This window comes from Paenibacillus prosopidis (assembly GCF_003337375.1).
GTDB classification, from domain to species: domain Bacteria; phylum Bacillota; class Bacilli; order Paenibacillales; family Paenibacillaceae; genus Pristimantibacillus; species Pristimantibacillus prosopidis.
Map to the genome: position 1 here is coordinate 76,299 of NZ_QPJD01000010.1, position 18,515 is coordinate 94,813.

Consider the following 18,515-nt stretch of genomic DNA (forward strand, 5'->3'; position numbering starts at 1 on the left):
AAACAAAGAGTCTAATTCTGTCCAATTAAACGCTTTCATTTTTTAGATACAATGAAAGCGTAAACAAAAACAAGTCATTGGGAGGTCAAAATTAGATGAAAAAGATCGTGAAAGGCTTACTCGTTACCGTCTTGGCAACAACGCTGCTCGCAGGCTGCGGGGGCAAGGAAAACAACACTGGAAATACAGAAGGCGCGGCGGCCGGCGGCGAAGCGAAAAGCGTGACGCTGAAAATGTTTATTGCCCAGCCGCGGTTAAAGGAGCATTACGATAAATACATTGCGGATTTCGTAGCGAAAGAGAAGGCAGATAAAAATATCGACGTTACGGTCCAGCTCGAAATGCCGACTGCCGACAATGCGGCTCAAATTTTAAAAACGCGTCTGGCATCTAACGATGCGCCTGACATTTTCGCACTTCATGCGATCAACGAAATTCCTTCCTATTACAAAGCAGGCTACCTGGAGGATTTGTCCGGCCAGCCATTCGTCGGCAAGCTTCTGGATAGCGTAAAACCGTCCGTTACGACAACCGACGGCAAAGTCGTTGCCGTTCCTTTGGAAACGTTATCGTGGGGCTACTTATACAACAAAAAAATATTTGCAGATCTGGGACTAACGCCTCCAACAACGTTGACAGAAATGAAAGCGGTTATCGAGAAGCTGAAGTCGAGCAATGTAACGCCGTTTGTACTTTCTTATAAAGAGGCGTGGATTCCGCAGCTTGTGCTTCCGCTTGCTGCAGGCGCGCTTATCAATACGGAGAATGCAGATTTCATTGACCGTATGAATAAAGATGAAGGCTCGTTTACCGAAATGAAATCGATGTTCGACATTTTCGACCTGATCAACGCAAATGGTACTGAGAAAGCAACAGAGGTTGGCGGCGATGACGGCGCTGCGGCATTCGCGGCAGGCAAAGGCGCAATGTGGCTGCAAGGTCCTTGGTATGCGGAAACGATTTTGAAATCGAATCCTGAGCTTGATTTCGGAGTGGCTCCGCTGCCGATCAATGATAATCCTGAAGCAACCTTAATTAATTTGAGTGCTTCGACTTCTTTAGCCGTATCGAAGAGCAGCAAGAACAAAGAAGTTGCGCTTGATTTCATCAACTATGTTTTGGACGATACCGCTTCTAATGATTTCTTCCAAGCGCTTAAGTTCAATCCAATCGCAACCGTGCATACGTACGAAAGCTATCCTTGGGTAAATGATGCTACCGAATATGTGAAGAATGGAAAATCTTATCAAGATCCTGCAATTCCGCAATCCGTCAAGGATGAGGTCGGCAAAGGGCTTCAAGCTTACTATGCGGGACAAATTTCGCAAGACGATGTTCTGAAAGCACTTGATAAAGCTTGGAAGTCTTTTAACAAAGTAAACAAGTAACAGCACCCGGGATGAGGGGAAGACGGAGTTCCTTCTTTCCTTCATCCTCATTTTTTAGACACAAATATAGGAGAGGGGCGAATATTGTGCCGATCAAGAGCTACAAAAAATACTTCTCGCTTTTCACGTTCGTCGCGCCCGCATTTATTTTATATGCCATCTTCCTGCTTATACCAACGGTAGGCGGTATGTTTTACAGCTTTACGGATTGGAATGGCCTAAACACAGATTATGAATTCATTGGCCTCGGCAACTTTATCGAAGCCATTACAGAGGATCCGGACTTCATCGGTTCATTATTTTTCACGTTGAAGTATGTGCTGTTCATGATTGTTCTTCAAAATGTGTTCGCTTTGCTGCTGGCCGTATTTATTGAGTCGCGTGCCAAAAGCAAAGGCTTCTTCCGGACCATCTTCTTTATGCCGAATATGATCAGCACGATCATCAGCGCGTTCATGTGGACGTTCGTATTCGCTCAGGTGCTGCCTCAGCTCGCTGAGAAGACAGCGATTACGTTTTTGGACCAAGCATGGATCGGTGACCCGAAGGTGAGCTTCTTCTCCATTCTTACCGTCTCGCTCTGGAATGGCGTCGGATATATGATGATCATTTATTTGGCCGGTCTGCAGGGCGTTCCTCAAAGCTTAAAGGAAGCTGCACTTATTGACGGAGCGACTCCATTCCAAACGTTCCGCAGCGTTACGCTTCCGATGATTACGCATGCCATTACGATTTGCTTCTTCCTTACGCTGAACGGTGCTTTTAAAGTGTTTGAGGTTGTGTATGGCTTAACCGGGGGCGGCCCGGGACGGAGCACGCAGGTCATAACGATGAACATCTTTGAGGAAGCGTTCTCGAATAACTTCCGGTATGGCTATGCAAGCGCGAAATCGGTTATCCTATTCGTTATTATCCTTATTTTCACATTCATACAAATTCAAGTTATGAAAAAGAGAGAGGTGGAAGCATGAGTCAGAAAAAATCAACCTCCCTGCTTATTACCGTTTTGTTGTCGATCATGGCAGCCGTTTCCTTCTTTCCGATTTATCTGGCTGTCATTAATTCCTTTAAGTCGCAAGGCGAAATGTTCAGCTCATTCGTTGCTTTACCAACAAAGATCCATTTTGGCAACTATGTCGATGCCTTTCAACAAATTAACTTGCTGAATAGCACGTTCAATTCGGTAATTATATCGGTGCTCGGAATCGGCGGAATTGTATTTTGCGCCGCGCTGGCCGGCTATAAGCTTTCCCGTACGAGCGGAAGGCTGAGCAATCTCATCTTCTTCCTCTTTATCGCATCGATGCTCGTTCCGTTTCATTCGATCATGATCCCGTTGACTAGAATGGCCAAAACCCTATCTGTACAAGGCAGCACGTATGGGCTGGCGATCATATATATCGGACTTGGCGTTAATATGGCGATCTTCCTTTACCACGGCTTCGTGAAGTCGATTCCGAGAGAGCTGGAGGAAGCGGCGCAAATTGATGGCTGTAACGAATACCAAACCTTTTTCAAAATTATATTTCCGCTGCTGGTACCGATTACCGTAACGATTGCCATACTCGATTTCCTATGGATTTGGAATGACTTCCTGCTGCCGCTGCTTATGCTAACGGATACGGACAACTACACGTTGATTTTATCTACGAACACGTTGTTCGGCGAGTACAACAAAGAATGGTCGCTTATTTTGGCGGCACTCGTCTTGACGGCGATTCCTGTCATTATTATTTATTCGTTCTTCCAAAGGTTCATTATGCACGGTATTGCCGAGGGTGCGATTAAAGGTTAAAAGTGAAGGAGCTCTTATATGAAAAAATTATTGTACGGCGTTGCCTATTACGATGAATATATGCCTTATGAGCGGCTTGACGAAGATATCCGCATGATGAAAGAAGCCGGTATTAACGTTGTTCGAATTGCTGAGTCTACATGGAGCACGCATGAGCCGCAAAACGGTGTATTTGATTTTAGCTCTGTTGACAAAGTGCTGGATGCGATGCATAAAGCCGGCATACATGTTATTGTCGGAACGCCTACTTATGCGATTCCTACTTGGATGGTGAAGGAGCACCCCGACGTGCTCGCGGTTACCCCTCGCGGTCCCGGGAAATATGGGGCTCGTCAGATCATGGATATAACGAATCCTGCCTATCTATTTTACTCGGAGCGTATTATTCGCAAGCTGATTGGACGTGTAAGCGGACATCCGGCCGTTATCGGCTATCAAACGGACAACGAGACGAAGCATTATGACACGGCTGGTCCTAACGTTCAGCTGCAGTTCGTGAAATATATGCGGGACACTTACGAAACGTTAGAGCGGATCAATGAGCTGTTCGGTCTGGATTACTGGAGCAACCGGATTAACAGCTGGGAGGATTTCCCTTCCATGGTCGGTACGATTAACGGAAGTCTGGGAGCCGAATTTGCCAAGTTTCAGCGGAAGCTTGTTACCGATTTTCTGGCTTGGCAAGTATCGATTGTGAACGAATACAAGCAACCGGGACAATTCGTCACGCAAAACTTCGATTTCGAATGGCGTGGCTACTCGTATGGCGTTCAGCCGTCGGTCGATCATTTTGCCGCATCGGAGCCGTTCGATATCGCGGGCGTCGATATTTATCATCCTTCGCAGGATGATTTAACCGGTATTGAAATCTCGTTCGGCGGAGATATGACACGATCGTTGAAAGGAAGCAATTATTTGGTCCTGGAGACGCAGGCGCAAGCCTTTCCGAACTGGACACCGTATCCGGGACAATTGCGGCAGCAGGCATTTAGCCATCTCGCTTCCGGAGCGAATATGGTCGCTTATTGGCACTGGCATTCCATTCATAACTCTGCCGAAACGTATTGGAAGGGCTTGCTGAGCCACGATTTCCTGCCGAATCCGGTTTACAATGAAGCAAAAACGATCGGAGCGGATTTCGAACGGTTAAGCGCGCAGCTCGTAAATTTGCGCAAGCACAACCAGGTTGCGGTTATGGTAAGCAACGAGGCGCTGACGGCAATGGAGTGGTTTAAGCTGCCGGATGGCAAAACCTACAATGACGTCGTACGCTCTCTGTATGACGAATTATACAAGCTGAACATCGAATGCGATTTTATACAGCCTTCGAGCAAGAAATTAAAGGACTACAAGCTGATCATAGTACCGGCTTTATATGCGGTTGCGGATGAGCATTTGGAGAGACTAAATGAATTTGTCCAAGGTGGCGGACATGTCGTTTACAGCTTCAAGAGCGGCTTTGCAAACGAACAGATCAAGGTTCGGACGACACAGCAGCCCGGCGGCATTAACGAAGCCTGCGGCATCAGTTACAGCATGTTCGTCTCGCCGAATAAAGTGCGGTTGAAGGGCTGCCTCATTGAGCCTGGCGAAGTAAGCAGCGAGGTTGGTACTTGGATGGAGCTGATCACTCCGGCGACGGCCGATGTGCTTGCCTACTATGACCATGCCGAGTGGGGCAATTACGCGGCGATCACCAAGAACCGTTTCGGCCAAGGCACAGCCACTTATATCGGCTGTATGCCGGACGCGGCTATTGTGAGCCGCGTACTGAAGAATACCGTACAAGAAGCAGGACTGTGGGGCAGTAATCAGGAGCTAGCTTTCCCGATTATCGTCAAGTCCGGCACGAATGCAGATGGAAAGCAAATCCGTTATTATTTTAATTATTCCGGTGAAGCAGCAACCTTTGTTTATCCGCATGCAGTGGGCCGGGAGTTGTTAGCAGGCCGTTCCATTGGTATTGGCGAGCAGCTTGAGCTTGCTCCTTGGGGTGTTCTGATTATCTCGGAGTAGGTTTTCCGTATCTGTTATAAGGAAAGGCAGGCTGGAGCATGAAAAATCATGTTTCAGCCTTTTTTCGTACATCATTAGATCCATTGCTTGACCACACTAAATAACTTACGTATCATTACTTACATAAAGTAACTGAAATCGGGCATGATGAATGACATCAGGGAGGATATACAGATGAGCAGTGATACGGGCAATGAGCATGAAGGAGGCTTTGAATTCGGGCTTTACACACTGGGAGATCTTAGTGCTGATTATAAAACCGGACGGATAATGAGCGCCAGAGAGCGAATGAAGGAAATAATGGATGCTGCTAAGCTGGCTGACGATGCAGGCATTGATATCTTTGGCGTAGGTGAACACCATCGTTTGGATTTCGCCATTTCTTCTCCTCCAGTCGTATTGGCAGCCATAGCTCAAAGCACCCGCCGAATTCGTTTGACCAGCGCAACTACGGTACTTGGAACCGCAGATCCGGTAAAGGTTTTCGAGGATTTCTCTACCTTGGACCTGCTGTCGGACGGTCGGGCAGAAATTATTGCCGGACGCGGGGCATACGTGGAGTCTTTTCCGCTGTTCGGCTACCAACTAGAAGATTACAAAGAACTGTTTTCAGAAAAAATGAACCTGCTGCTGCAGTTGAATGATAACGAGCGGATTACATGGAAAGGCAGGCTTCGGTCCTCATTGAAGGATGCCGAAATCGCGCCCCGGCCGGTACAGCAGCGATTGCCGGTTTGGGTAGGCGTCGGTGGAACGCCCGCGAGCGCTGAATTTGCCGGGAGCATTGGAGCAGGGATGGCACTAGCTATTCTCGGCGGCGATCCAACGCGTTTTAAACCGCTGGTTGACGTATACAAGCAAGCGGGTGTACAAGCTGGACATAGACAAGAAAATCTTAAAGTAGCTATCACGAGCCATGGTTATATCGCGAACACCCCGCAGCAAGCAAAGGACGAGTTTTACCCCTATTACGCCAATTACGTTTCGCAGTTTATGGGTGGTCATTCGCGCGGGGAGCAATTGTCGCGCAACCAATTCGAGCAGCTGGCGAATCCCGTTAATGCGCTCGCCGTCGGAAGCCCGGAGCAGATCGTGGAGAAAATACTCGCTCAGCATGAGCTGTTTGGACATAACCGCTTCATGGCTCAATTTGATATTGGCGGGGTGCCTTTCTCCAAGGTCGCAGCCTCAATCGAGCTGCTGGCCACGAAAGTTGCACCGGTCGTTCGGCGTGAGCTGAAGATAAAGGCCGGAAAGCTGCAAACCGTATAAATGCAAGGTGGACGACAAATGTCATGCGAAGGGACTGAAACTGCTCTCTGATGCATGACATTTTCTTTTTCTGAAAGAAAGATATAATAGGGTAGTGCTATAATCCGTACAGAAGAAGGGAGTATTTTGTTTTGACGAGTAAAAGTGTTTCGATGTCAGCGCCTTTAATCCGGCTTTATGCGCTGACGTTTTTGTTTTTTAGTGCAAATTCGATTTTAAACGTTATTGTACCGCTTCGCGGTGAAGCGCAAGGAGCAACGAATGCAGAGATAGGGATTATGATGGGTGCCTACATGATGACTAGCATGTTCTTTCGGCCGGGTGCCGGTCACGTCGTGCAGCGCTTCGGTCCGTTGCCCGTATTGCGGGCAATTTTAATCGTGAATGGCGCAGCGTTAATTTTATATACGATTTCAGGACTTGAATGGTATTTTGTTATTCGTGCGCTTCAAGGTGTGTCTACTGCCTTTTTCTCCTTAGCAACGCAAATGGGCATCGTCGATACGCTACCCGATAAGGAACGGTCGCAAGGCGTGTCGCTTTATTCATTGGCGAGCATGCTGCCTACCGTCATCGGCCCGCTCGTTGCTTTGTCTATTTGGGATTGGGGCGGAATGAACGCTTTTACGGCTGCGATGTTTATCATTGCGCTTGTGACCGGAATGATAGGGTATCATTCGCCGCTGCCGTCAGCCGCAATAAGGAAGAGTGATGAGACGGCTGACGGATCGATGCTTGCACAGCTTCGTCAGTTGTGGATGAATCGTGCGATGTTCGTATGCGGATCTGCGATGATGATTACCTCCATTAGTCTGGGAGCGGTGTCGACCTTCATCGTTTTGTATACGAAGGAGAGCGGAGTCGGAAATGCCGGTCTGTATTTAATGATACAAGCGGGTGTAGTCGTGCTGTCGAGGTTTTTGCTGCGGCAGAAAATACCGTCCGACGGAAAATGGCATGGCCGTTTAGTCGTCGGTTTGCTGCTTAGCGCTGCAATCGGTGCGCAGCTGCTTGCCATGTCCGTTAATTATGGAATTCTGCTCATGTACGCGGCCGCTGTTCTGATAGGTATTGCAATCGCTATGATGTATCCAACTTTAATGACATACTTATCGTTTGTGCTGCCGAAGGCTTCACGCAATATGCTCATCGGATTGTTTATTGCAACTTCCGATCTTGGCATCGCATTAGGAAGTATGGCGATGGGACCCGTTGCCGACCAATTGTCTTATTCGGCTATGTACTCCTTATGTGCAATCCTGTCGGTTGCCGCCATTATTATTGTTCTTATAGGCGGTCGCCGCCTTGTTGCCAGCTAGACGATTTTCGTTATAGCGCAATCGTTAAAGGAGATGGTACAATTATACGAAAATAACGTTAAAAGGAGAGGCGCATGGAGGCTTCTAGACTGGATGAGTTAAGACACGGCATTGACCAAATTGATAGTGAAATCATTATTCTGCTTGCTAAACGGTTTCAATTAACGGAAGAGGTTGGCCAATTTAAAGCGATTCATCAATTAAATGCGCAAGATAATAGTCGGGAATCCCAACAATTCGATAAAATAACTAAGCTTTCTCATTCTCACGGTTTGAATTCGGAGTATGCCACCGCACTATATAGATGTTTAATGGACATCGTTATTTCACGCCATCAAGAAATACAGCAATCCAAGCAAGAACAAGAAACAACGGTTTAAGGAAACGGAGCAGGGGCTGTCCCATGAGGTCTGAACAAGACCAATGTGAAGGCTCCTGCTTTACTTATTGGACATTCCTAAACGCACTGTTCATCGATTTTTATCAGGAAGGAAGGATGGTAGCGATGATTGTATACGAGAAAGAAGAATCATTTATATTAATTGCACAGCATGATCATGCAAGGGTATCAGGTGATCTTGTATCAGCATGGAAGGATGATCTGTTTTCCAGCAGCTCTCGCAGGGAGGAGTTCATATATGCAGCCTACCAGCATGATAGCAGCTGGATCGATCTTGACCGTATGCCTTTATGGAATGATGCTGCAAATTGTCCTTTTTCATTCCGTGATTTTCCCGGCAACATTCGGTTTTTCTTTTATTCCAAGGGGCTGGATCACGTACAGCAAACAAGTGAGTATGCCGCTTTATTAGGAAGCATTTTGTACACAACGCTTGCCGAGAAATTTAGAAACGAGGATACCATTCCTTTCGTAGAACGTGAATTTGCCAGACAGAGCGCGATAATTGAGCGGCTGCAAACGGATGTAAAGCTGCTTCAAATGCATGCGAAGGCACTCTTGCTTTGTGACGAGCTATCCTTGTTTGTATGTATGGAGCAGCCCGGCACCCCGAGAGAAAAATACGAATGGTTCGCTAACGGATTCACCTATTGGTTCGACCGCTCGGAGCAAACGACACTCATAGCCGATTGGAAGGATCAAAGAACGGTTGAATTGTATCCGTTTCCTTTTAGGAGGAACGTCGAAACGACGGTGCCGTTCAAGGAAGTGAGAAAGCAGGATATTGCGAGGTATGGCATTTCTGAAGCGTATCAACGTGAACCATTTCGAGAATATAAGCTGTTGTTTCAAGAAAAGCGTAATTAAAATCGGTGCATATTCGCAAGGGGCTTTCTGCTAGCTTGAGTGGATGTGGACATCAAATTCGTTATTTGTGTAAATGAGGCTAAAAAGGTGAGTCGTGCGAACATTAGATCCGCTATACACCTTCTATTCTTCAGCAAGAAGAGGATAACAATCACAAGAGACTGTCTGCTGTTCATGTCTGTGGCGGACTTGTCCAATTTGATCTATTCAATGAGATTCAAGCTGACATTTACGGCATCGTCGTTATTCCGAATACAACGGAACAGGGCACCGTTATCGGTGCAGGCATCGTAGCCTTCACCGCAATCGGCCAATTCGACAGCTTGCTGGATGCCCATAAAGCGATGAGCCAGCTCGATATGAAACGGATGAAGACGACCAATCGCACAATGAAAGAGCTTTACATGGAAATGGCTGCACTGCACGATGCCTTGTACCAGTCATTGAATAACAATGACATGTACGCCAGGCTGAAGGAGACGGCTGGACGATTTAAAGCTGCGCTGAGTGAACGGGAAGTGTAAAGCCATATAACGATAAGAAATCGCCTCCTGCCGAACCGAATAGGCCGAGTAGGGGCGATTTTTTTTAGTTATTTCACCGGGCCCATGGCCCCTATCGTGAGATCCACTTTTACATGAAAGGTTGCATCCGCGACAGCCTTACCCCAGTGATCTTTTACCTTTTTATATTCCTTGTAGTGAAAAGCTCTTGCGTATAAGCCAAGCCCGATTGGGTCAATTTGATGCTTTTGCAATTTCTTTATCACGTTTTCGATCTGTGCTTGCATAAGTGCCGCAGCTTGTTTCTCTAATTTTTTCGCGTCACGTGCGACATCATACGGAAATAAATGCTCGGATAGTCCAATGGTCATTTTGATATGAAAATCAAACTGAAACCGGCCGTTTTGGAAAGAGGTTATCACTTTCGTTTTTATTTTCTCTGCCGAGAAGCTTAACATATCGGTAGCAAACGGGCCTTTGTTCGGCTTATCAGGTATTCGATACGACAGGCTTAAACCTGGTTTAGCTTTCTTTTGCAAAATGTTTAGCATTACCGTTTCTTGCGCTCCGAACGAAACTTCATATTTGCCTCTCTCATTGAGCAAAGCCGAGCCTTTTAATTTAATTTTCTTCTCAACTATCTCTACTTCTGCAATATACGGCGTTATTCCCTTTTCATGAAATTGCCGGTGCAACTCTTGTGTGGTCGTTGAATACGTTTCAGATATTTTGCTTTTCGTTTCCACCATTCCGCGCAGCAAAATAGGAAGCATGGGCTGATCTTTAGAGTTTAAGTCAAAGACATCCGATAAAGGGCTGTCGACGGCAATAACACGATCCATTACCGTATTTCTTGCATCGCGAAAAAGGACATCCAGCATGGGAAACCAATCCTCATATTGCAGCAATCGTTTACCGATTAAAAGGACTTGATAATTCCGACCTTGGATTGAGCCGGGTGAAAAGGCGTCTTGTTGAGCTTTTGATTGACGGAGCGAATAAGCTGTACCGCTATTTTCTTGACTCTTTTTTTTAGTTGTTTTGCTAAATAGAGGTACTGTATTGTAAAAACGAAATTTGTTATGCTCATCAAGGTCTATGCCATGCGCAAGCGGAGTAGCGGCATTTTCTAAAGTTATTTCGTCGCTGCATCCAGTTAGAGAGATGCAAATAATGAGTAAAGTGAAAAGCAGCCGTACATTCATAAGGCCGTCCTCTGCTGGAAATGTTTATTCAGGATAATATATACGAGCAAACAAAGCGGAAATACATATTCTATACTAATACCTAACCATCCGATCCAGAGTCCCAAGCGGTCGTTTTGATTAAAGGTAGGTAAGAAGAAAAACGAGCTTACGGTAATTACGATACAAAATATTTGCAAGGGGAGGGCAACGTCTTTCTTGCCCGATATCCAGCTTATACAGAAAGCAGCAATATACGCGGAAGGAATCCATGCCAACGAAAATATGAATAAATAAAAAGCGATAAAAGGAACTTCGATCCGTTCAATAAACCGGAATTCAATTGACTTCAGTATGCTGACTATCGGTTCATTATATAACGTGATTTCATCCGGACTAAAATATACAAAACAAATGATTGTAATATATAAATAGATGAGCATAGTCAATGAGTTTGAAATAAGGAGGTTGATGGGCGCCTTTTCCTTGTTTTTTAAATGGGGATACAAAATAAATGTAGTCACCATTCCAAGACTCGGATAAAGCATTGCAGGTACAGCTGACAACACGGGCAGCACGCCTTCCTTAAACAAAGGAAGTAAATGGAGCCCATGGGCGTTTTCAAGCGTAAACAAATAAATGAAAGGTATCCAGATCGAAAGGAAAAATACGAATTCAGAATATCTTCCAAGTATTTGGGGTCCATGCTTGGCAACGATATAAGTAGGAACGAGTAATAATATCATCAGCAAATAGGGTTGTGTATTCGGCAATAGCCAATCTTTTGTAATGAGAATCGCCCGGTTAAGACTATCGTACATAAAAGACAGAAAATAGACGCCAAGCAGCAATGCAAAGCATTTTCCCGCCCAAGCTCCCATTAACCGTGAGAGTAAGTCGAATATGGTGTCTTCCGGAGCATTTTGCATCACTTTGACGATGATAAAGCCGGCCGCTACGCTCAATATATAACCGATCGGAATCGCGATCCATCCATCTGTACCGGCTGCATCCGCTAAATCTCTCGGCAGAGACAGGATGGAGACACTAACTTGGATACCGGATATTATAAATATGTATTGCATGGACGTAATGGACTTCCCCGTATTGCTTGTCATAAGTCATCCTCCTTCAAACGATTATTCCCTTGCCTCATCTCTTGAATCGGTTTGGTGCTCGTCGGTCGTTTCTTCATTAGCCAAAGGGGCACGCGTATAAATGTATCCTTCCAGTCTACGAACCTAACCGGAGCAAGCGGGCTGCCATAAGGCATCCCCAGCGATTTCAGCGATATTAGATGGGCAATCATTGTCATCAAGCCAACGACTAACCCGACAAATCCAAATAAGGAAGCAAGAATCATTAGGATGAAGCGAATGAGCCGAACCGCAGCGACCATATCGTAATTCGGCAAAATAAAGGAACAGATCGCAGTAAAGGCGACGACAATAACCATTACGTTACTTATTAAGCCTGCTTGAACGATCGCTTGACCGATTACGATACCGCCCACAATGCCGACCGTTTGCCCAACCGGAGCGGGAAGGCGAACCCCGGCCTCACGCAGCATCTCAAGTGTTATTTCCATGAAGATCGCTTCGACGAACGGCGGGAATGGCACTTGTCCGCGCGATTCTCCTAGCGTCAGCAGCAGCTTCATTGGAATAATCTCGAAATGATAGGAAACGACAGCAATATAAAAGGCGGGTAGAAAAGTTGCCACGAAAAAGGCAAATATCCGCAATAGCCTAAGAAAAGTAGCGATAGACCAGCGAGTACTATAATCGTCTATGTTTTGAAAAAAAGACATGAACGTGACGGGTGCCACCAGGACGCTCGGTGAACGGTCGACAATAACAACGCATCTTCCTTGCATAATTTGCGAAGCTGCTGTATCCGGACGCTCCGTCGTTACAAACTGCGGGAAAAGGGAGAAGGGATGATCCTCAATCAATTCAGATAACTCCCCTGTATTCAAAATGACATCAACGTCTAGTTTTTGAATCCGCAGCTCAAGTGTGGATACCAAATTAGGGTCGGTCACGTCTGCCAAGTACAGGATCGTGACAACCGTTTGTCCTCGTCGACCGACTATAACACGTTTCATTTTGAGCTCGCGGTTAGGAATATAACGGCGAATCATCGCTATATTTTGCCCACCCGTTTCTAAGAAGCCTTGATGCGCTCCCTTTAATGAGGTCTCGAGCTGGGGATCTTCAATCGCCCGCTGCGGCCAGCCTTGCGTATCGAGCACATACGCCTCAGATCGGCCGCTAACAAATAAAACGCTGCTTCCTTGCAGAAGTGCAATCTCGATTTGCGCCCAAGACGTCACTGGCACGATTTGACTGACCGTCATGATGAGCTCATCGCCCGGTTCTCCGCTGCCGGCCTCGAATTGAAGCGGCCTCATTACATCACGATTAATCGCCGTCTTATCCGATAGACCGTCCAGGTAGACTAATATAGCTTTCTCGCCTGTCTGCTTAATCGTTAGCTTACGAATGACTAAATCCGATGTATCCGAGAACAGGTTGTTAATATGAGGGATGATTTCGGCAAGGTTTGAGCTTATGGTTTCGGATTGATTAAGAAGCAGGTTATCTGATGGTTCAATCATAGATGTATCCTCCTTCTTTGTTCAGCATTCGTCAGCATATTTTTTCCACTCGCCACAGTGAATATTCATGACAAAACAAATACCCCCTTGCATCAAGCAAGGGGGTAGACGTTATTATACTTACGAACCCGATTTAAACAACGTTGCAATGGATCCGCCTTCGGTAATAATCTTAATGGCCGTTGCGAGGAGCGGCGACATAGGAAGTACGATAAACTTATCGGAATGCTCATCGCTAATGGCAATCGTATCCGTTATGACGACCTCGCGAATATTCGGATGCGTCAGCTTTTCAATTGCGTTCTCCGAGAACACGCCATGTGTCGCGCATATGTAAGCATCGTGAGCACCCTTTTTCTTAAGCGCCGCTACGACATTAACGATTGTGCTGCCCGTATCGATTAAGTCTTCAATGATAATCGGAGTCATGTCGTCGACATCACCGATGATATGCGTAATTTCGGACTGGTTGTGGGCAGGACGGTTCTTGATCATAATTGCAAACGGACAATTTAGTCGACCGGCTAATTTTTCAGCTGTAGTTGCCCGTCCGGCATCGGGGGAGACAACCACCGGATTGGTTATATTTTTGTTTCTTAAATAGTCAATGATTAAATCGAGCGCAGTCAAATGATCGACCGGAATGGTAAAAAATCCTTGAATCGGATCGGCGTGCAAATCAACGGTTATAATGCGATTCGCTCCGACGGTCGTCAACACATCTGCAACGAGTTTAGCTGAAATCGGTTCGCGAGGCCGTGATTTTCTTTCTTGACGTGCATAGCCGTAGTATGGCATCACAATATTGATCGTTTTGGCGGATGCACGTTTGGCGGCATCGATCATAACGAGCAGCTCTATTAAATGTTCGTTAACGGGATGGGACAGGGATTGAACCAGGAATACGTCGCATGACCGAATCGATTCCCGATAGGATACATGTATTTCACCGCTCTGGTGACGTGAGATTGCTATATCCCCTAGAGGTACATGTAGCTCTTTACATAACTGTTCCGCCAACGCTTTGTTAGAGGAACCGGAAAATATTTTAACCTTTTGCATGTGATCCTCCTAATTAAAGACAGCTTCTTACCACAATCATAACAAACTAAGGATAGGAGAACAAATCATTCTTTAGGTGTATAATGGCTCTATAGAAGGGAGTGACGACATGTCCCGAGAAATACGCGCTTACGAGCTGGCCGCATTGAAGGAAATAGCCGAGATGCTGAATAGCACCAACAACATGGATCAGATGCTGAACGACGTGCTGGACAAACTTCTGCATGTGACGGGCTTCACGACCGGTTGGATCTTTATCATGGATAATACAAGCGATCGTATATGTGCTGCCACGCATAATCTCCCGCAAGCGCTTATCGCCAGAAATCAGGCGGTTATGTGCGGTGAAGAGTGCTGGTGCGTTGAAAGCTATAAGCAAAACAAGCTGCATCATGCCGTCAATATTATTGAGTGCTCACGAATTACATATGCCGTTACACAACAGCTTGGAGACAACGAAGGGGTATCGCATCATGCAACGGTTCCGCTCAAAGCGGGAATGGACCGCTTTGGTCTGCTGAATGTCGCGCAAGCGGGTAAGGATCATTTTACAGACGAGGAGCTGGCATTGCTGCAGGCTGTAGCCTATCAAATCGGAACGGCGATTAAGCGTATCCGCATCTACCAGGCGCAGGAGCAAAACGCGATTCATTATGCAAAGCTCGGCGATGTCATTCAGCAAATAAATGCTATTCAAGATATTAATCAGTTTCCGCTTCAGGCTGTTAAATACATTGGCGATACGTTCAACTGGCAGCATGTGTCGTTGTTTATGTATGAAAAACAGCAGCTATCGCTCCGTGCCCACTACACGAACAATCATGTCAACAAAGAATGGCTGTCATTAGCGATCGATCAGGCTGGTCCTGTGAGTTTGGCCTATCGTGATAATCGTCTCGTTATCATATCGGACAGTCATGAGGAGCCATGCACCACATTACTATCAACCATCGGCATTCCGCCGTTCTCGTCGGCGGCTGCGATTCCGCTCCGAATTAGAAATCGTCCGATTGGGGTACTATTCATTAGCAGCCAATTAAGAAAGCAATTTGATGTTTACCATGAGGATTTCATGTATTCATTAGGTGACCATTTTACATTGAGCGTTGAAAATTTACGAGTATATGAGCAGCGGCGTGAGCTCGCCCGCTTGGAAGAGAGGAACCGGATGGCGCGGGATTTGCACGACTCGGTCGCTCAAAAGGTGTTCTCACTATCCTTTCTTGCAAAAGGTGCGGAGACTGTTCTGGCCGGTAAAGAACCGGTGGTTCTTCGTTCGCTTCAGGAAATCAGCCAGCTGTCGCAAGAAGCGCTGAAGGAAATGAGGACACTCATATGGCAGCTGCGTCCGGCTGGTCTCGAGCATGGACTGCTGCCGGCACTAAAGCAATACGGGCAGAGTATGGATTTGAATGTATACGAGCATGTGGAGGGCGTACGGGAGCTGCCGCGGGCTATAGAAGAAGCCTTTTGGCGGATCGGGCAAGAAGCGTTAAACAACGTGAAGAAGCATGCCGGGACGAATGCGGTATATATTCAATTAGTGAAATCGGAGCATTCCGCAAGCCTGGAAATTACCGATAGAGGCAGCGGGTTTTCCGCCCGGAAGCGTGAAGGCCGGCAGACAATGGGTTTACTCTCGATGAGGGAGCGGGCCGAAACGCTTGGCGGTGAGCTGTCTATCACGAGTGGAATAGGAAAGCCGACAATCGTGAAGGCAACGATTCCGTTTTCCGCAGAGCTTGACATATGCGACGAGATAAGGGATGAGGAGCAATCGTGACGATAAAAATATTGCTGGTCGACGATCATCAAATCGTACTAAAGGGGATATCGTTTTTTCTTAGCATGCAGTCTGACTTTGAATTGGTCGGTGAGGCGCATAACGGGAAGGAAGCGGTATTGAAAGCAGCGGAATTGCAGCCGGATATTATTTTGATGGATTTAAATATGCCGGTTATGGATGGAATCGAGGCGAGCCAACTCATTGCTCAGCAAAATCCTGATATAAAGGTACTCGTTCTGACCAGCTTCTCCGATCGGAGTCACATCATACCTGCCATGCAGTCCGGCGTAATTGGTTATATGTTGAAGGATGTCGAGCCGGATCAGCTGGCAGAAGCGATCCGCAGCGCGTATAAAGGCAACATCCAGCTCCATCCGGACATATCGGGCGCGCTCTTTTCCCCAATGGTGCCTGAATTTGCTCCGGACAGGGAAATTCCAAAGCGCGGATTGATTGAATCCCTTACGCCAAGGGAATTGGAAGTGCTGCAGCTGCTGACGAGGGGAATGAGCAACAGAGAGATTGCCCATACGTTGACGGTTGCCGAGAAAACGGTAAAAACACATGTGAGCAGTATTTTAAGCAAATTGCATTTATCCGACCGCACACAGGCTGCATTGTATGCCGTACAAGCGTTAAAACCGAATGAAAATTGATCTTTAAGTCTTTGGTCGTAAGACTAGTCCTCCGCCTTTGGCGGTTTTTTTTATGTCTTTTTTTCGGTCTATTTACCGATGCTCCAACACATAAAACTATATACAATAAAGGTGCTTACAAAAAGTAAATTAGATACGGTGGAGGGAAACAAAAAATGAGTACTGTATTATTCGTTAAAGCTAATGATCGCGCAATTGAGCAAGCAGTCAGCGTAAAGCTGTACCATGCTTTTCTGGAAAGTTATAAAAACAGCCATCCTGAAGATACGATTATCGAGCTGGACTTGTTCCAAGAAGAACTGCCTTACATGAACGCAGACATGATCAACGGTAACTTCAAGGCAGCCCGCGGCTTCGACCTGACAGCAGAAGAGCAAGCAGCTGCTCAAGTATCCACCAAGTATGTAGATCAATTTATTGCCGCCGATAAGGTCGTTTTCGCCTTCCCGCTTTGGAACTTTACAATTCCGGCAGTGCTGCATACGTACATCGATTATCTTTTCCAAGCAGGTAAAACGTTCTCCTATACGGCTGAAGGCCCGGTTGGCTTAATTACCGACAAAAAAGTCGCGATTCTAAACGCGCGCGGCGGTATTTATTCCGAAGGTCCGGCAGCGGCAGCAGAGATGTCGTACAACTTAATCAAAAACACCCTAGGCTTCTTCGGCGTAACGGACATCGAGTCGATTATCGTTGAAGGCCACAACCAGCTTCCGGACCAAGCGGATAAGATCATCACGACTGGTATTGCGCAAGCGGAGAAGGTTGCAGCTGGCTTCTAATAAACGGATTCTCATTTTATATGAGTTCAAAAGGGGTTGTCTCTAAAGGTCTAAAAAACCTGAGAGGCAGCCCCTTTTCAGGGCATAATGAAACAAAAAGCTCTTTTCTTTACCGATCATTCTCAATATGATATATTGTTAGTGTAAAGTCTGCTGATCGTTCACTTAAATGTATAATGATTGTCTGAGGTGATAACAATGGCAAGATCCAAAGAATTTGAAGTTAATGAAGTATTGGATAAAGCAATACAACTGTTTTGGACACAAGGATATGAGAAAACTTCAATGCAGGAATTAGTTGATTTTATGGGCATTCATCGGAGAAGTATCTATGATACGTTTGGGGATAAGCATGCCTTGTTTATGAAAGCTCTCGAACGGTATGAAGCTAAGCAAACCCAAAAAATCAGATTACTCGTTGAAAAGCAAAAGCCGGTCAAGGAATTAATCCGGGAAATGTTCGAATTGACATTAAGAAATGAAGGAGAGCCTCTAGGGTGTTTACTTGTGAATTCGGGTGTGGAATTGGGCGTATTGGATCCGGAAGTTGCATCCTTGGTTGAGGAAAGTTATTCCAAGACTGAAGCTTTTTTGACTCAACTTCTTCAGGAAGGGCAGCAAACCGGTGAAATCAGGGCTGACCTTGAAGCTAAAGTTATGTCTCACTTTTTAATGAATGCCTGGTTGGGACTACGCACATTGGTTAAGACCACAACGGATCAACAAAAGCTAAAGAATATTGTTGATACGACGCTGGCTGTATTAGATTGAACGTGATTACAACCAGTGTCATTTTTGAATACAAAGGCAGGATTTAATCCTTTCAAAAAAATTCTTTACCGTTCGTTCTAGAAATGGTATAGTA

The 18,515-nt window shown here is 46.0% G+C and carries 18 protein-coding genes and 1 pseudogene; 14 read left to right on the forward strand and 5 right to left on the reverse strand.

Annotation, left to right across the window (positions count from 1 at the left end; translation table 11 throughout):
- The first annotated feature begins 95 nt into the window (after nt 1-95).
- The 9 genes and pseudogenes from DFP97_RS16635 to DFP97_RS32290 all read left to right on the forward strand — a co-directional run.
- Nucleotides 96-1,388 (forward strand): ABC transporter substrate-binding protein, encoded by a 1,293-nt coding sequence (locus DFP97_RS16635; protein ID WP_114381319.1) that lies wholly within the window; start codon nt 96-98, stop codon nt 1,386-1,388.
- Nucleotides 1,389-1,474: 86 nt separating this feature from the next.
- The gene (locus DFP97_RS16640; RefSeq protein WP_114381320.1) at nt 1,475-2,359 is read left to right on the forward strand and encodes a carbohydrate ABC transporter permease; all 885 of its coding nucleotides are present in this window, start codon (nt 1,475-1,477) and stop codon (nt 2,357-2,359) included.
- Nucleotides 2,356-3,183, forward strand: coding sequence for a carbohydrate ABC transporter permease (locus tag DFP97_RS16645; protein ID WP_114381321.1), 828 nt, complete (start codon nt 2,356-2,358; stop codon nt 3,181-3,183). The genes DFP97_RS16640 and DFP97_RS16645 overlap by 4 nt, the downstream gene beginning before the upstream one ends.
- 18 nt (nt 3,184-3,201) lie before the next feature.
- A complete protein-coding gene (locus DFP97_RS16650; RefSeq protein WP_114381322.1) occupies nt 3,202-5,199 on the forward strand; it encodes a beta-galactosidase in 1,998 nt (665 codons plus the stop codon).
- 174 nt (nt 5,200-5,373) lie between these two features.
- Entirely contained in the window at nt 5,374-6,471 is a 1,098-nt protein-coding gene (locus tag DFP97_RS16655) for an LLM class flavin-dependent oxidoreductase (protein WP_114381323.1), read from the forward strand.
- A gap of 131 nt (nt 6,472-6,602) precedes the next feature.
- Entirely contained in the window at nt 6,603-7,790 is a 1,188-nt protein-coding gene (gene cntE, locus DFP97_RS16660) for a staphylopine family metallophore export MFS transporter CntE (RefSeq protein ID WP_245976317.1), read from the forward strand.
- 74 nt (nt 7,791-7,864) lie between these two features.
- On the forward strand, nt 7,865-8,170 hold the full coding sequence (locus DFP97_RS16665) for a chorismate mutase (protein ID WP_114381325.1): 306 nt from the start codon (nt 7,865-7,867) through the stop codon (nt 8,168-8,170).
- Nucleotides 8,171-8,193: 23 nt separating this feature from the next.
- Entirely contained in the window at nt 8,194-9,057 is an 864-nt protein-coding gene (locus DFP97_RS16670) for a DUF3891 family protein (protein WP_181873554.1), read from the forward strand.
- A 161-nt stretch (nt 9,058-9,218) separates the two neighbouring features.
- Nucleotides 9,219-9,302: pseudogene (locus DFP97_RS32290) on the forward strand (hypothetical protein); the annotation flags it as partial.
- Here DFP97_RS32290 and DFP97_RS31935 read toward each other — a convergent pair.
- Complete coding sequence (locus DFP97_RS31935) at nt 9,261-9,395, reverse strand: hypothetical protein (RefSeq protein WP_281270977.1); 135 nt, start codon at nt 9,393-9,395, stop codon at nt 9,261-9,263. The pseudogene DFP97_RS32290 and the gene DFP97_RS31935 overlap by 42 nt on opposite strands.
- Before the next feature lie 6 nt (nt 9,396-9,401).
- Between DFP97_RS31935 and DFP97_RS31585 the strand changes: the two genes are divergently transcribed.
- Nucleotides 9,402-9,581: a hypothetical protein gene (locus DFP97_RS31585; protein WP_245976319.1), complete on the forward strand. Its 180-nt coding sequence runs from the start codon at nt 9,402-9,404 to the stop codon at nt 9,579-9,581.
- A gap of 68 nt (nt 9,582-9,649) precedes the next feature.
- Here DFP97_RS31585 and DFP97_RS16680 read toward each other — a convergent pair whose 3' ends face one another.
- From DFP97_RS16680 to DFP97_RS16695, 4 genes are all read right to left on the reverse strand, one after another.
- Entirely contained in the window at nt 9,650-10,765 is a 1,116-nt protein-coding gene (locus DFP97_RS16680; protein ID WP_114381327.1) for a Ger(x)C family spore germination protein, read from the reverse strand.
- Entirely contained in the window at nt 10,762-11,862 is a 1,101-nt protein-coding gene (locus DFP97_RS16685; protein ID WP_114381328.1) for a GerAB/ArcD/ProY family transporter, read from the reverse strand. The genes DFP97_RS16680 and DFP97_RS16685 overlap by 4 nt, the downstream gene beginning before the upstream one ends.
- Nucleotides 11,859-13,364, reverse strand: coding sequence for a spore germination protein (locus tag DFP97_RS16690; protein ID WP_114381329.1), 1,506 nt, complete (start codon nt 13,362-13,364; stop codon nt 11,859-11,861). The genes DFP97_RS16685 and DFP97_RS16690 overlap by 4 nt, the downstream gene beginning before the upstream one ends.
- A gap of 120 nt (nt 13,365-13,484) precedes the next feature.
- Entirely contained in the window at nt 13,485-14,426 is a 942-nt protein-coding gene (locus DFP97_RS16695) for a ribose-phosphate diphosphokinase (protein WP_114381330.1), read from the reverse strand.
- 109 nt (nt 14,427-14,535) lie between these two features.
- Here DFP97_RS16695 and DFP97_RS16700 point away from each other — a divergent pair, with 109 nt between their 5' ends.
- The 4 genes from DFP97_RS16700 (at nt 14,536) to DFP97_RS16715 (ending at nt 18,421) form a co-directional block, all read left to right on the forward strand.
- On the forward strand, nt 14,536-16,209 hold the full coding sequence (locus DFP97_RS16700; RefSeq protein ID WP_114381331.1) for a GAF domain-containing sensor histidine kinase: 1,674 nt from the start codon (nt 14,536-14,538) through the stop codon (nt 16,207-16,209).
- Entirely contained in the window at nt 16,206-16,868 is a 663-nt protein-coding gene (locus DFP97_RS16705; RefSeq protein WP_114381332.1) for a response regulator, read from the forward strand. Before DFP97_RS16700 ends, DFP97_RS16705 begins: the two co-directional genes overlap by 4 nt.
- A 155-nt stretch (nt 16,869-17,023) precedes the next feature.
- Nucleotides 17,024-17,650, forward strand: coding sequence for an FMN-dependent NADH-azoreductase (locus DFP97_RS16710; protein ID WP_114381333.1), 627 nt, complete (start codon nt 17,024-17,026; stop codon nt 17,648-17,650).
- Between the two features lie 198 nt (nt 17,651-17,848).
- The gene (locus DFP97_RS16715; protein WP_114381334.1) at nt 17,849-18,421 is read left to right on the forward strand and encodes a TetR/AcrR family transcriptional regulator; all 573 of its coding nucleotides are present in this window, start codon (nt 17,849-17,851) and stop codon (nt 18,419-18,421) included.
- Nucleotides 18,422-18,515 lie beyond the last annotated feature (94 nt).

Coding starts and splice junctions, on each gene's coding strand:
- DFP97_RS16645 (WP_114381321.1), top strand. CDS start 2,356: ATGAGTCAGAAAAAATCAACCTCCCTGCTTATTACCGTTTTGTTGTCG.
- DFP97_RS16690 (WP_114381329.1), bottom strand. CDS start 13,364: ATGATTGAACCATCAGATAACCTGCTTCTTAATCAATCCGAAACCATA.
- DFP97_RS16635 (WP_114381319.1), top strand. CDS start 96: ATGAAAAAGATCGTGAAAGGCTTACTCGTTACCGTCTTGGCAACAACG.
- DFP97_RS16685 (WP_114381328.1), bottom strand. CDS start 11,862: ATGACAAGCAATACGGGGAAGTCCATTACGTCCATGCAATACATATTT.
- DFP97_RS16650 (WP_114381322.1), top strand. CDS start 3,202: ATGAAAAAATTATTGTACGGCGTTGCCTATTACGATGAATATATGCCT.
- DFP97_RS16710 (WP_114381333.1), top strand. CDS start 17,024: ATGAGTACTGTATTATTCGTTAAAGCTAATGATCGCGCAATTGAGCAA.
- DFP97_RS16680 (WP_114381327.1), bottom strand. CDS start 10,765: ATGAATGTACGGCTGCTTTTCACTTTACTCATTATTTGCATCTCTCTA.
- DFP97_RS16700 (WP_114381331.1), top strand. CDS start 14,536: ATGTCCCGAGAAATACGCGCTTACGAGCTGGCCGCATTGAAGGAAATA.
- DFP97_RS16670 (WP_181873554.1), top strand. CDS start 8,194: ATGAGGTCTGAACAAGACCAATGTGAAGGCTCCTGCTTTACTTATTGG.
- DFP97_RS16655 (WP_114381323.1), top strand. CDS start 5,374: ATGAGCAGTGATACGGGCAATGAGCATGAAGGAGGCTTTGAATTCGGG.
- DFP97_RS16695 (WP_114381330.1), bottom strand. CDS start 14,426: ATGCAAAAGGTTAAAATATTTTCCGGTTCCTCTAACAAAGCGTTGGCG.
- DFP97_RS31585 (WP_245976319.1), top strand. CDS start 9,402: ATGAGCCAGCTCGATATGAAACGGATGAAGACGACCAATCGCACAATG.
- DFP97_RS16715 (WP_114381334.1), top strand. CDS start 17,849: ATGGCAAGATCCAAAGAATTTGAAGTTAATGAAGTATTGGATAAAGCA.
- DFP97_RS16665 (WP_114381325.1), top strand. CDS start 7,865: ATGGAGGCTTCTAGACTGGATGAGTTAAGACACGGCATTGACCAAATT.
- DFP97_RS31935 (WP_281270977.1), bottom strand. CDS start 9,395: ATGGGCATCCAGCAAGCTGTCGAATTGGCCGATTGCGGTGAAGGCTAC.